This is a genomic window from Yersinia intermedia (assembly GCF_900635455.1).
GTDB classification, from domain to species: Bacteria; Pseudomonadota; Gammaproteobacteria; order Enterobacterales; family Enterobacteriaceae; genus Yersinia; species Yersinia intermedia.
The window spans coordinates 3025508-3037563 of the sequence record NZ_LR134116.1 but is presented as its reverse complement, the minus strand read 5'-3'; the positions used below and the strand labels follow the sequence as shown (position 1 = coordinate 3037563).

Sequence of the window (12056 nt, the reverse complement as noted above, 5' to 3'; positions counted from 1 at the left end):
ATTATTTAAACTCAATTATATTATATTCGTTACTGTTTGAATATGAAGGGATGATAATACGTTGACCTGAATTTAGTCCTGCTGTTATTTCTGTCTTTTCTGCATTGCGGCGTTTAATTTCTACTTTAGTTTTAATTGCATGATCATGTTTTTGTTGGTAGATATAGAGGTAGTTACCCCCATATTTATCTGAAGTAATACTTTCATTGGGTACTAATAATATCTTCTCTTTTTCATCTTGCAATGAGATTTCTATTTCAATAGATTGGCCTCTTTTTAGCGGGAATTTGTTTAATTGAGTCGGTGTCAGCTTTGCCTTAAACTTGCCATTATCAATAACTGTGGAGACCGATTCAATAAGCAGGCCAATATCTTGGCCATTTATTTTTGCAATAACACGAGTTTGTGGTTTTATCTTATCTAAGTAATATTCACTCAAAAAGACATTGAAATAATATGAATTGAAATTATCTACGACTGCTATTTTTTCACCAGGTTTTATTTGCTGGCCTAACTCAATGTCCAAAACAGATAAAGAGCCGTCAATAGGCGCAGTTATTACTAATTGATCGATGCCCGTTTCAATCATTCCCATCATTCGTTCAAGTAATAAAATAGAGTCATTAATATTATTTAATTGCTTAGGAAGTGACTTTTGGTTTTTGTTATTATGTTCTAGTAATATCTCACGCTTAGTTTTCCAATTTTTCAGTATATCTTTTTGGTTTTCTAACTCTGATTTTGCAATCATCGATTTTGTATCGAGGACTTGATGCCTGATAAGGTTTTTGCTAACAACCTCGATCTGGTGTTGAGCTTCTTGTAGGTTGAGTTTGGTATCTCGATTATCTTGTTCCAATTGCATTTTCATATTACGCAGATTATTTATTTGTTCGGTGATATCTGCCATTCTGGAGGTTGTTTCTAACATGAAATCATAATTGGATAAACGAACGATAACATCACCTTTGTTAACCGCTTCAAAGGCTTTTTTGGCAATTTCAATGACTTTTCCCCCACGTTCACTTGATATAATCGTGCTTTCCTTCGGTACCGTAATGGCACGTGTAATTAATACGTCCTGAAATTCCTCAGGCTTAACCGTAATGAAAATAGTGTTTTCCCGCGCAACTAATAACGTATTTTGGCTTGTGAATAAAGAGTAAATGTAAAAACAACAGGCAATCAGTATAAGCGATACACCTATAATAATTAACTTTATGCGTAAGTTTGTATACGCATTTTTTTCAATTTTTATATCCATGTGTTTATTATTTCTTTTGGGTATTTATGTTGTCTTTATTAAAGATCAGCGTAATAGTCATAATGACAACTATGCTAATTATGAAAATAAAAAGTGTAGCAGTGGCATTGACGTATGAAAGATTATCCACAGCATGGTATTGAACCAACCATCGATGCAATAAAAAGAAACCCATCGAGAATGCTATTATAGCAGCAAAAATAATGGGGGCGATATTTTGCTGTATAAAGAAAACGATATGGGTATAAATAGAACCACCAATAGACTCCATTATTCTTAATGTCTTACTGATTCGTTTGGTTTCGGATATACTGATGATTACGGTGCTTATTAATATTAACGAAAGTGAAAGTATGGCAACAAAATTGGCTGTTTTTTGCATAAGTCTATTCGTATTGAAATATGCTTGATGTAAATGTTCCACTGTTTGTATTTGCGTGGGGTTAACCCGATATCGCTCAAGTGTTTTTTTTACTTCCCCAATATCCTGTATATATTGCAATTTTAATGCGCCATATCGTTGGGGCTTGTTTTCAATAAATATCAATAGCGGTGTGGTGCTTTTATTGACATCTGCAAGATAAAAATCATTTATTATTCTAAGAATTCTTATTTTATGCTCAGAGTCATTATCATTAATGTAAAATATGCTATTCAATGTTTCATCATAGGAATGTTGCCCCATTAAAGTCATAAAGGATTGAGTCGCTACCGCATGGACAACATTATCATCATCACTCGGTATTAGTACATTATCATACCCTGCTAATACCTTAACTCCCCAGGTATCAAGGAAGTGTTTATTGGCATTAAGTGTATTTACTGTTACTAACTTGTCTTTCTCTTGCTGATTAAGATGAAATATTGAAGTGTTTGTCCTCGACATGTCAAAGGGTTGCCAGCTACTAAGTGCAATAGACTCTATATTTACAGTATTCTTCAATTCATTTTGTAAACTATTTATTGCTGCTTGAGAGATTAACTCATCACTTAAAGTAAATGTCACTATATTGTCTTTTTCATAACCAAAATTATGATGCTGCATAAAATTATTCTGCGTCAATATTCCTGCCCATAAGTATACTATTATGCCTGCGATTGTTATTTGTATGCACAGTGCTCCTTGATGGACGTAGCGTGATATTGGCTGTTGATTATAAATATTATAATGGCCAGATTGATTGGGGAAAACGGTAACATATAGATATGTTATATGAGAAATGAGAATTGCTGTATAAATTGAAATCAATGTAAAAAAGAAGGAGGCTAGTAATGTTTTAGTTTCTTGAATGAGAATTAACTCTTTAACGCCTATAGATAGCTGTATTAAAACAATCAGAAAGAGGATTGCGAACAGGAGTACAAAAAAGGCTTGAAGCAGTGCGATGGAAAGAGATTCAGTCAATAGTTGATAACGTGAGGCTCCGAGCGATTTCTTTATCTGGAAACTATTTTTTTTATTGGTATTTATTACATTGTTAACATTAAAAAAGTTCATGGTGGTTGTTATAAATATAAAAATACCGGCTGCATATAAGCTGTATAAATAGGATTTTGCAATAACTGTGCTGATCTCATCAGGTAACCCATTATCGTAATGGATATCGGTAATATTACGTGCAGACAATTGAATGAACTCTTCGGGGCTAAATGGTGCTCCAGGGAGTTGGGGAGCGTAACGGGTAACGAGTGTATTCAATTGTTCAGAATTGGGCTTTCCTCCTGCGTCCATTGTAATGAAGGCATAGGCGTGCATATCGTACCAATCATGCCTTTTATCATGATAGCCATCTATGAGTTCGGGAGAAAATGCAATCACGGCGTTGGTTTTAAAACGGCTATCCTTATGCAAACTAACCATATCTTTAATGACGAATTGGCCTTTGTTCCCTAAGGTGATAACGTGCCCGACCGGATTATCCAGATGAAGATATTGACGATTAAATTCTGGCGTAATAATAATTTCATTCTGGGTCAGATGGGGGCGGTATTGAGAAATATTTGGTTCATATAGATTAGGTTGATCATTACTCAGTTTATAGGGATTAATGACATTGAAGAAATTCGGACTAACGGCATAAATCTCTACTTTGCGGTGAGTTTGGTCATTCACTTGTAAATCTGTAAATAGACGTAGTGCATAGATAACCTCTTTTATGTTCTTTGCATTCTGCAATGCTGGGATCAATGGGAATGGTACCTGTGCTGATTTTACATCGTCACCGTTTGGTAAGTTAAACTGAGTTTCTATGCGATATATCTGTGTGTGGTCATTGTGGTAACTTTCAATACTTCTATCCGTTAAATAAAGCAGTAATACTAAAAATGATGAGAGCATACCTAAAGCCGTTATTATTATCGCTAATATACTTGCCATCGGGCTAAGCTTAACATCATTAATGAATTCACTTGTAAACATACAAGAATATCTCACTTTATTTATACCCATGATTTCAAACACGTAAGTGTGTTGAATTGCTTTCACTGTTACTGCTATGTGGAACAAGGTTAGGCCATTAATAATTCATGGCCTAACCAATAATTTCTGAATGGTTCATTTTTCTATTCTTCAGCAAAACTTCTTGACCAGTTCCATGCTGTTATTTTGCTTCGCAGGGTATTGTTTTTTATTTTTTCTATTTCATTGTCATTTATATAAAATGCATTATTCTTAAATGATTCTTCTAATGATTGTAACTTACCTTTTAGTGCCATTAAGTGGCTGTGTTTTGTTCCTTTATCATCTGATTGCTTTGAAATATTCATATAGCACCCCATTTAAATAATTATCTTTGAATGTAATTAAGTGCCAGAAGGATTCTGGCTATTTATTTGTAATTCTATTTTTGGAATTTATCAATATTTTTATTTATAGATATTTTTGTATTGAATGTGATTGACTATCATATTATTTTAATTTTTTGATTGTTAGTTAGGTATGGCTGTAACGGGAACAACTGTGCATTTCTACGTTAAAATAAAAAAAAAGCCCCGTAGGGCTTAAAATAGTTATGATTGATAATCACGTTAATTACATCGATTACGGATGTAAGAATTCTGCATGGAAGCGTAAGTGATCTTCAATAAATGTGGCTATGGTGAAATAGCTATGGTCATAACCCGGCTGAATACGAAGTGTCAGTGGCCAATCGCGTTGCCGTGCCAATTCAGCTAATTTTGCCGGTTGTAGCTGGTCTGCCAGAAACTGATCACTATCACCTTGATCTACCAGCATCGGCAGTTGGGTGTGGGCATGTGTAAGTAAGTGGCAACTATCATATTGCAACCACTGACTCTCATCGGTACCCAAGTACGCAGTAAAGGCTTTGCGGCCCCAAGGCACCTGACACGGATTGACTATCGGCGCAAAGGCCGAGGCTGATTGGTATTGCTGCGGGTTACGCAGTGCTAGCATCAATGCCCCGTGGCCCCCCATTGAATGGCCACAAATAGACTGACGGTCACTCACTCTGAAATGCTGGGCGATCAGCGCCGGTAACTCTTGGCTGATATAATCATACATCTGAAAATGTTTAGACCAAGGCGCTTGTGTTGCGTTGAGATAGAACCCCGCGCCTTGCCCTAAATCATAACCTTCGTCATTCGGCACATCATCGCCACGTGGGCTGGTATCTGGCATAACAAGTACCAGACCCAACTCAGCGGCCACCCGCTGCGCAGCAGCTTTCAATGTAAAGTTTTCATCATTACAGGTCAGACCCGACAGCCAGTAAAGCACCGGTGGCGGGTTGTCATCCCGTAAGGGGGGCAGATAGATGCTGAAGGTCATATTGCAATTCAGGCTGCTGGCGGTGTGGCGATAGCGTTGCTGCCACCCGCCAAACATCCGGTGCTCTTCGAGAAGTTCAAGTGACGTATTCATGCGTTGCCTGCCTCCTTGCCTTATTTGTTTTGTGAAGAATGAGTATCTGATGAATGATTAAAATGGATCACGGTACGGATAGATTTACCTTCATGCATCAAATCGAAGGCTTCGTTAATTTGATCTAACCCCATGGTATGGGTAATAAAATCATTCAGAGCGAATTTACCGTCCAGATATTGCTGCACGATGCCCGGTAACTCGGAGCGCCCTTTAACACCACCAAATGCTGAGCCACGCCATACACGGCCTGTGACCAATTGGAATGGGCGGGTTGAAATTTCTTCACCCGCGCCGGCAACACCAATGATGACTGATTCGCCCCAGCCTTTATGGCAGCACTCAAGCGCTGAGCGCATGACATTGACGTTACCAATACATTCAAAGGAGAAATCTACGCCGCCATCGGTCAGCTCGACGATCACATCCTGAATAGGTTTATCATAATCTTTCGGGTTAATCAGGTCTGTTGCGCCTAGTTTGCGGGCCAGCTCGAATTTACTGGTATTGAGATCAATACCAATGATGCGGCTGGCGCCAGCCATTTTCGCCCCAATCACTGCCGATAAACCAATGCCACCCAAGCCGAAGATAGCGACAGTGTCGCCCGGTTTGACTTTGGCTGTGTTCATCACAGCCCCCATACCGGTGGTCACACCACAGCCCAGCAGACAAACTTCTTCTAATGGTGCTTCTTTATTGATTTTTGCCAGTGATATTTCCGGTACCACTGTCAGTTCAGAGAAGGTTGAGGTACCCATGTAATGGAAGATCGGTTGGCCATTTTTAGAGAAACGAGTGGTGCCATCAGGCATCAAACCCTTGCCCTGAGTGCTGCGGATCGCCTGACACAAATTGGTTTTACCGGAGCGGCAGAATTTACATTCACCGCATTCTGGTGTGTACAGCGGAATGACGTGATCACCTACTGCAACGCTGGTAACGCCTTCGCCGATTGCTTCTACAATCCCACCACCTTCATGGCCGAGGATCACAGGGAATATCCCTTCGGGATCTTTGCCTGACAAGGTGTAGGCATCGGTGTGGCATACGCCACTGGCGACAATCCGTACCAGCACTTCGCCTTTTTGCGGTGGCATCAAATCAACTTCTTCAACCGATAGCGGCTGGTTTGGCCCCCATGCGACTGCGGCGCGAGTTTTAATCATCTGCATGGTGTTGCTCCTATAGCTTCTGTGTGATGGGTGTTATATAAATGAATTGTTTATGTATCTAATATGTTGCATGTAACTGTCTGGGCGTAAGTCAATATGGCTTGTATAAATTATGGCCGATAAGCGGCAAGCCGTCAGATAAGTCACTGAATTTCAATCTGCTCGATAATCAGTTCTTTTAAGGTGCGGACATTTGGGCTAAAGGCATCTTTACGCCAGATAAGCCAAGTTGCGGTATCGGCAATATCAGCCGGTAAGGCATGAACTTGTACCCGTTCATGGCCCGGCAGTAGCGCCAATACGGAATGGGGTATCAATGCCAGCCCGGCACCACTGGCAACACAGGCTAGCATGGCATGGTAAGACTGGATTTCCATAATATGGCCCGGTAAAACACCGGCCTGACGGAACCAACTCTCCAGGCGCAAGCGGTAAGAGCAACTGGGGCGAAAGGCAAACAGTGTCTCATCCGCCGCATCGCGGGCTTGCATAATCGGGGGGTGGTCCAGACAAGAAATGATCACCAATTGTTCGTCAAAAGAGCGGCACCCGTGCAGTTCATCATGTTGAACTGGCCCATCAACGAGCGCTGCCGCCAGTGTCCCGGCCCGTACTTGTTCGATGATTTCACCAGACGTCCCGGTGATAAGCGATAAGGAGACCTTGGGGTAGCGCTGATGATAGGCCGCCAGCAAGTTAGGCAGGCGGGTGGCCGCGGTGCTTTCCATTGAGCCTAACGGGAAGTTACCCGCAGGTTCGCCAGCATGCGTAATGCGCATTGCCTCTTCGCTTAGCGCCAGAATCCGGTTGGCGTAGCAGAGGAAGTTATGGCCCATAGGGGAGAGCCGCAGCCGCTGTTTTTCACGGATAAACAGGTCGGCACCCAGCTCAACTTCAAGTTGGCGCAGACGGGTCGTCAAATTTGAAGGGACGCGGTGCATCTGCTCCGCTGCCCGGGCAACGGAACCGGTTTCTGCTACACAGCAAAACATGCGTAGCTGGGTCAGGTCCATAGGTGTTCTCTTTTTGTGATGAACTTAATGAGCATTATTCATTTTTTGTGATTCTAATGCTCAGGCATGATATTGGCAACTTTCTTTTAACTGTCTGGCAAGGGTCATCTGTCAGCAAGCAATAGGTAGAGTAGATGGCATTGAGAATTGCATTAAGTGGTTTTCTCGCGTTAGTCGTGGCAATGGGGATTGGCCGTTTTGCTTTTACGCCGCAAGTGCCGCTAATGATCGCAGAGCATCAGTTCACCCTAACGGGTGCCGGGTTGGTGGCAGCATTTAATTATCTGGGATACTTGTTTGGCGCTTTTGATGCTATGCGCGCCAGCCGCCATGTGGAGCGCCGTTTATGGCTTGGATTGTGGGGAGTGGTAACGCTTACGCTGCTATCCGCAATAGTTGATGGGGCGTGGTGGCATGGCATGGTACGTTTTGTCATCGGCTGGGCCAGTGGCTGGTCGATGGTGCTTATCGCCGCCTGGACCAATGAACGTCTGGCCCACTTTGGTCGTCCGGCACTCAGTGCCGCAGTATTTGCCGGGCCGGGCGCGGGCATATTCATCAGCGGTATGTTAGCAGTGGTTATTCATAGCTATGGTTTATCGGCCGCTCAAGCCTGGCTGGTCTATGGTGTATTGGCGTTAGTTATTATTGCCATGATCAGCATTAATCTGCCACGTAGTGGGGAGTTGCATCGCCCGCATATTACTGCGGTTCCTCTGACCTTAACGCCCGCACTCAAGCGCCTGGTGTGGAGCTACAGTCTGGCGGGATTCGGTTATATTCTGCCCGCAACATTTTTATCGCAAATGGCGACAGCGCGCTTCCCAGAGAGCCTGTTTGCCCAGTTTGTCTGGCCAGTATTTGGTGGCGCGGCGGTGATAGGGATCACTATCGGTATTTTGACCCGCCACTGCCTGAGCTCGCAAACCCGCTTGGCATTAACGCTCTGGGTGCAGGCATTGGGGGTATTGTGCGCGGAGCTAGTGCCGGGAGTCAGTGGGTTGGTATTAGGTGCATTACTGACCGGTGGTGGTTTCCTGAGTGTAGTGCAACTTTCATTGCAGCATGGTCGAGAGCTGGCTCCGCAACACACCCGCTATATGGCCGGTTTACTGACCACCGGTTATGCGCTTGGGCAACTGGTTGGCCCAATATTATCCGCTATCTCAACGACGTTGACTCAGCGGTTAGAGCCAGCGCTGTACGTGGCAGTGGTGGCACTGTTCATTGCGGGTAGTTTGGTTATCAAAACGCCACGTCGTGCTCAGGAAGTGGTTACTGGTTGATTTACGCTACAGTGAATGTACCAAATGTAACTATTTCATCATGATGTAAATAACAATTCGATATGAAGAACAATCACTGGATAATCATTTTGCTCTCAACTAAAGTGGGGAGCAAAATCCGAACGTGATCTACATCATGTTTATGCTGTTCGGAGGCGTACGCCTGCTGGAGAAAAGAATGTCATCGCTAAGTAAAGAAGCTGAGTTGGTTCATGAGGCATTGCTAGCCCGTGGTCTTGAAACCCCGCTGCGCAAACAAGAGTTAGATGCCCAAACGCGTAAAACTAAGATTCAAGCGCATATGACCGAAGTCATGCAGTTGCTGAATCTTGATTTATCTGACGATAGTCTGGCGGATACGCCAAGGCGTATTGCCAAAATGTATGTTGATGAGATTTTCTCTGGACTGGATTACGAAAATTTCCCCAAAATAACCCTGATTCAGAATAAAATGAAAGTCGATGAAATGGTCACGGTACGAGATATCACTCTGACCAGTACCTGCGAACATCATTTTGTCACTATCGATGGTAAAGCCACCGTCGCTTATATTCCCAAAGACAGTGTGATTGGTTTATCTAAAATTAACCGTATCGTGCAGTTCTTTGCTCAGCGCCCGCAAGTACAAGAGCGACTGACACAGCAAATCCTGTTAGCACTACAGACGTTGTTAGGCACCAATAATGTCGCAGTTTCTATTGATGCGGTGCATTATTGCGTTAAAGCTCGTGGTATTCGTGATGCAACCAGCGCGACCACGACGACATCATTAGGCGGGTTATTTAAATCCAGCCAGAATACACGCCAGGAATTCCTGCGTGCTGTTCGTCATAATAACTAACGTCGCAACGGCTAATTAGCCTTTTCAGAGAGGGTGCCAGTGGGTGCCCGTACACAGGATGTCGGGTATGCGTCAACGCATCGCAACGTTAGACAGTGCGCGAGGGCTGGCCATCCTTGGCATTCTGCTGCTCAATATCAGCGCCTTCGGTCTGTCAAAGGCTGCCTATCTTAATCCGGCCTATCTGGGCCTTCCTTCGCGGTCAGATGCCTGGACTTGGGCCATCCTCGATATAGTGGCACAGGCCAAGTTCTTATCTATTTTTGCCATTCTGTTTGGGGCGGGCCTTGAGCTATTACTTAAACGTGGCAAGGGTTGGATTCGGGCACGACTTTCCTTATTGCTATTACTGGGATTGATTCACGGTATCTTTTTCTGGGATGGAGACATCCTATTTGCTTATGGTTTGATTGGTCTGGTGTGTTGGCGAATGATTCGTGATGCCAAAGATGCCGCCAGTTTGTTGCGTACCGGTGCGGTGCTTTATTTAGTGGGTGTCGCGGTATTGCTGCTACTGGGGTTTATCACCAATGGCGAACCGGGGCGTTTTTGGCAGCCAGGGCCTGCGGATCTGCAATATGAGCAATTTTGGAAGTTGCGTGGCGGGATGGAAGCCTGGAAGAACCGGTTAGATCTGTTCTCATCCAATTTGATTGCCATCGGTGCCCAATATGGCTGGGAGCTGGCTGGCTCGATGTTATTTGGTGCTGGGTTAATGCGTTCTGGCTGGCTACGCGGTGATTTTAGCTTGCGTCACTACCGCTTGCTTGCCGCATGTTTGATACCGCTTTCACTCGTTATCCAAATACCGGGGGTGGCGCTGCAATGGGGAGTGGGTTGGGACTACCGCTGGAGCGGTTTTTTGCTGCAAGTTCCCCGTGAGTTAGGCGCTCCATTACAGGCTGTGGGCTATTTGGCTCTGCTGTATGGCGTCGCTCCGACAATATCCGGTTGGCGTGTCAGCCATTGGTTGGCACAGGTAGGGCGCATGGCCCTGAGTAATTATTTACTGCAAACATTGCTATGTACGCTGATCTTCTATCACTTCGGTTTATACCAACAACTCGACCGACTACAGCTCCTCGCGATTGTTCCACTGGTCTGGCTGTGTAATATCCTGTTCTCCCTGCTATGGCTGCGCTACTTCGCTCAAGGGCCGCTCGAGTGGTTATGGCGAAAATTGACCGCCTATGCCTGCGGTCAATCGTTACAACCACGCAACACTAAGCTCTGAATGCATCTGTAAAGTAAAAAGGATTAAGCGGGTTACAAATTTGTATGTAAACGTTTTCTTTCTTGTGACGCATTTCACGTGGCAAATTCAACAAACTGGGTAGGATAGGCCACCTGCCATGCCCAGTTCACGCCAACGCGCGCATGGTTACTTATTCATAGGATAAGGTCATGGCTGCTTTGCATTCATCTGGAAATAGTATCACCATTCGTGATGTGGCCTCACGCGCTGGCGTTTCGCTGGCTACGGTATCTCGTGTCCTCAATAATAGCGCCGCTATCCGGCCAGAAACGCGGGCCGCAGTGCTGAAAGCGGTATCAGAGCTGGGTTACCGGCCAAATGCCAACGCACAAAATCTGGCAACACAGAGCAGCGATACTGTCGGCGTAGTGGTGATGGATGTCTCCGATCCCTTTTTCGGTGCGCTGGTGAAAGCGGTAGACACTGTGGCGCAACGTCATCAAAAATACCTGCTGATTGGCAATAGTTACCATCAGGCTGATAAAGAGCGCCATGCCATAGAGGTGCTACTACGTCAGCGTTGTAACTCATTGGTTGTTCACGCTAAGGCATTGAGTGACAGTGAGTTAATCGCTTTTTTAGATCAAGTTCCAGGTATGGTTTTGATTAATAGGATTATTCCTGGATTTGAGCACCGCTGTGTAGGATTAGACAATGTTAGCGGTGCGCAAATGGCGTGCCGCTTGCTGCTCAAACAAGGCCATCATCGTATCGGCTTCCTCGGTTCTAATCACCCCATTGATGACGTTACTCAGCGCCAAACGGGTTACCTAAATGCGCTTAAGGCCGCCGGTATCAGTGCTCCTGACAGTTGGCGAGCTTTTGGCACCCCGGATTTAGCTGGGGGGGAGCGTGCCATGATTGATTTGCTGGGGCGCAATTTACAGCTTAGTGCGGTATTTGCTTATAACGACTCAATGGCCGCTGGTGCGCTGGCGGTGCTGAAAGAAAACGGTATCAGTGTTCCTGAGCAGTTTTCGCTGGTGGGCTTTGATGATATCCCTATTGCCCGCTATACCAGTCCCAAATTGACCACAGTCCGTTATCCTATTGTTTCTATGGCAACTTTGGCCACGGAGCTGGCACTTGAAGGGGCCTGTCACTCGCCAGACCCGCACGCGGCTTATTGTTTTAAACCCACATTAGTGCCGCGCCATTCTGTCGCAATTTGTGGGGTCGCTCACTAGTTCGGTATTTATTCTTGTGTAACCGTTTTCAATCTGTGAGAAAATTCACAGATTCTTAACAACGGCCCGTCTATGCTCTAGTTGTTTTCTACCTGAATGTATCAATATGTCATCGGTTACCGGATAAAAAACACACGGTAGCGGGTTTTAGA

At 44.4% G+C, this 12056-nt stretch carries 10 protein-coding genes; 4 read left to right on the top strand and 6 right to left on the bottom strand.

Annotation, left to right across the window (positions count from 1 at the left end; genetic code table 11):
• Position 1: 1 nt before the first annotated feature.
• From darC to ptrR, 6 genes are all read right to left on the bottom strand, one after another.
• Positions 2-1264 (bottom strand): darobactin export ABC transporter periplasmic adaptor subunit, encoded by a 1263-nt coding sequence (gene darC / locus EL015_RS13875; RefSeq protein ID WP_005187565.1) that lies wholly within the window; start codon positions 1262-1264, stop codon positions 2-4.
• A gap of 7 nt (positions 1265-1271) precedes the next feature.
• Positions 1272-3683 carry a darobactin export ABC transporter permease subunit gene (gene darB, locus EL015_RS13870; protein WP_032906835.1) on the bottom strand — a complete coding sequence of 804 codons (2412 nt, stop codon included), beginning with the start codon at positions 3681-3683 and terminating at the stop codon, positions 1272-1274.
• A 143-nt stretch (positions 3684-3826) separates the two neighbouring features.
• Positions 3827-4030, bottom strand: a complete 204-nt coding sequence (darA, locus tag EL015_RS13865; protein ID WP_005187575.1) for a darobactin family peptide antibiotic — start codon at positions 4028-4030, stop codon at positions 3827-3829.
• A gap of 274 nt (positions 4031-4304) precedes the next feature.
• Positions 4305-5147 (bottom strand): S-formylglutathione hydrolase, encoded by an 843-nt coding sequence (gene fghA / locus EL015_RS13860; RefSeq protein WP_032906836.1) that lies wholly within the window; start codon positions 5145-5147, stop codon positions 4305-4307.
• Positions 5148-5167: 20 nt separating this feature from the next.
• The gene (locus EL015_RS13855; RefSeq protein ID WP_005187580.1) at positions 5168-6322 is read right to left on the bottom strand and encodes an S-(hydroxymethyl)glutathione dehydrogenase/class III alcohol dehydrogenase; all 1155 of its coding nucleotides are present in this window, start codon (positions 6320-6322) and stop codon (positions 5168-5170) included.
• Between the two features lie 143 nt (positions 6323-6465).
• A complete protein-coding gene (gene ptrR, locus EL015_RS13850) occupies positions 6466-7335 on the bottom strand; it encodes a putrescine utilization regulator PtrR (RefSeq protein WP_005187581.1) in 870 nt (289 codons plus the stop codon).
• A 134-nt stretch (positions 7336-7469) separates the two neighbouring features.
• On the opposite strand from ptrR, the gene EL015_RS13845 reads away from it, so the two are divergent.
• The 4 genes from EL015_RS13845 (at position 7470) to galS (ending at position 11904) form a co-directional block, all read left to right on the top strand.
• Positions 7470-8621 carry a YbfB/YjiJ family MFS transporter gene (locus EL015_RS13845; protein ID WP_005187582.1) on the top strand — a complete coding sequence of 384 codons (1152 nt, stop codon included), beginning with the start codon at positions 7470-7472 and terminating at the stop codon, positions 8619-8621.
• 178 nt (positions 8622-8799) lie between these two features.
• Positions 8800-9462, top strand: coding sequence for a GTP cyclohydrolase I FolE (folE, locus tag EL015_RS13840; RefSeq protein ID WP_032906837.1), 663 nt, complete (start codon positions 8800-8802; stop codon positions 9460-9462).
• Between the two features lie 67 nt (positions 9463-9529).
• Positions 9530-10696: a DUF418 domain-containing protein YeiB gene (gene yeiB / locus EL015_RS13835; RefSeq protein WP_005187586.1), complete on the top strand. Its 1167-nt coding sequence runs from the start codon at positions 9530-9532 to the stop codon at positions 10694-10696.
• Between the two features lie 170 nt (positions 10697-10866).
• Positions 10867-11904 (top strand): HTH-type transcriptional regulator GalS, encoded by a 1038-nt coding sequence (galS, locus tag EL015_RS13830; protein ID WP_005187588.1) that lies wholly within the window; start codon positions 10867-10869, stop codon positions 11902-11904.
• The last annotated feature ends 152 nt before the right edge of the window (positions 11905-12056 follow it).

Bases quoted from the DNA above. Each gene is read 5' to 3' on its own strand.
- darC (WP_005187565.1), bottom strand. From the start codon at position 1,264: ATGGATATAAAAATTGAAAAAAATGCGTATACAAACTTACGCATAAAG.
- darB (WP_032906835.1), bottom strand. From the start codon at position 3,683: ATGTTTACAAGTGAATTCATTAATGATGTTAAGCTTAGCCCGATGGCA.
- darA (WP_005187575.1), bottom strand. From the start codon at position 4,030: ATGAATATTTCAAAGCAATCAGATGATAAAGGAACAAAACACAGCCAC.
- fghA (WP_032906836.1), bottom strand. From the start codon at position 5,147: ATGAATACGTCACTTGAACTTCTCGAAGAGCACCGGATGTTTGGCGGG.
- EL015_RS13855 (WP_005187580.1), bottom strand. From the start codon at position 6,322: ATGCAGATGATTAAAACTCGCGCCGCAGTCGCATGGGGGCCAAACCAG.
- ptrR (WP_005187581.1), bottom strand. From the start codon at position 7,335: ATGGACCTGACCCAGCTACGCATGTTTTGCTGTGTAGCAGAAACCGGT.
- EL015_RS13845 (WP_005187582.1), top strand. From the start codon at position 7,470: ATGGCATTGAGAATTGCATTAAGTGGTTTTCTCGCGTTAGTCGTGGCA.
- folE (WP_032906837.1), top strand. From the start codon at position 8,800: ATGTCATCGCTAAGTAAAGAAGCTGAGTTGGTTCATGAGGCATTGCTA.
- yeiB (WP_005187586.1), top strand. From the start codon at position 9,530: ATGCGTCAACGCATCGCAACGTTAGACAGTGCGCGAGGGCTGGCCATC.
- galS (WP_005187588.1), top strand. From the start codon at position 10,867: ATGGCTGCTTTGCATTCATCTGGAAATAGTATCACCATTCGTGATGTG.